Origin of the sequence: Pseudomonas sp. EA_35y_Pfl2_R5 (genome assembly GCF_963970805.1) — a bacterium.
Taxonomy (GTDB): domain Bacteria; phylum Pseudomonadota; class Gammaproteobacteria; order Pseudomonadales; family Pseudomonadaceae; genus Aquipseudomonas.
Genome location: NZ_CAXAOW010000038.1, coordinates 1 through 1,189, shown reverse-complemented (window position 1 = coordinate 1,189; position 1,189 = coordinate 1). Strand labels below are relative to the sequence as shown.

Sequence of the window (1,189 nt, the reverse complement as noted above, 5' to 3'; positions counted from 1 at the left end):
TTGAGTCGAGTAAGTGCATAGAGGTACAGTTTGGCACCTGGAATTCCTGCACTCCCACAACTTGGACACGCTCTCATTGACTTGCCTTATAACGTTTGGTTAAGGGGCGGGCTTTAGCCCGTCCCAGTGAGCGCAGCGAACGGTTTGAACCACTAGTTAGGTTACTCACCAAAGACACCTTTGTACCAATACATAGATTTATTTTTGTACCAGTGTCTGTTGCGCTCATTCATAAATACTTGAAGTTGTTGGATCGGTATACGTAGCGATGAAAGAGTGAAAGTATGTCCCGGAGAGATGCTTCGGAAAGCCTAGTGCTGCGCACTACAAGAGTGTCCTGCTCCCACCGAATAGCGCCTGGTATTTCTAAAGCCCATTCAAAGAGGTGTTTCTCGTCCAGTTGCGAGTAAAAGAATATGCCTGAGCAGTCTAACTTCACCATTTGACGAGTTACCTAACGTTTGGTTAAGGGGCGGGCTTTAGCCCGTCCCAGTGAGCGAAGCGAGCGATTTGAACCAATTGTTAGAATGCGCTACCGCGAAACGCCTTTGGATCTGAGACTATTTAATGCGTTCAGAATGCTACGGTAGCCTAGTAGTAGGTACAGGGCAATAAACACCTGAACCCCTGTAGCTATCATGTTTGCTATGTCCTCTGTGAGAATAACTGCGAACCCGATATCACTACGGGCTGCGACAATTAAAATTACAACCCAATAGAACATGTCTGTCAGTGCGGAGGCCAAAAGCCAGAGGCCAATAAGAATACAGCCTGTTTCGAGAATGGATTGATAGTTATTAGATTGCGGGGCTTTGCCTTTATTGATGGGCAGCAGTGTTGACGCTATTGATAAGGGAAAGAGCCAGAGCAATACTGCAGCCGCTAAAGGGAAAATAACTGTAAGCATTATGCCTAGAGCAAGATCGCCGCTAGGTACGCCGGGGTCTGCACTTATAGCTTGCACAGAAAGCCTGATAGCCTGCACGGTTAGAAATACGGCAAATAGCCGCACTGCGACTGCAACTACTTCTTCTCTAGACAGCATTATTTTTCCTGCGCTTTCTAACGTTTGGTTAAGGGGCGGGCTTTAGCCCGTCCCAGTGAGCGAAGCGAACGGTTTGAACCACTTGTTAGGTTTTGAACGTAGATCTATTTGATAGTGATTTCACGAAAAATAACCTTTGGCTCG

The 1,189-nt window shown here is 46.8% G+C and carries 1 protein-coding gene; it reads right to left on the bottom strand.

Annotated elements, in window-relative coordinates; all coding sequences use genetic code 11:
• Nucleotides 1-532: 532 nt before the first annotated feature.
• Entirely contained in the window at nt 533-1,045 is a 513-nt protein-coding gene (locus tag AACX99_RS22105; protein WP_339414559.1) for a hypothetical protein, read from the bottom strand.
• Nucleotides 1,046-1,189: the final 144 nt, after the last annotated feature.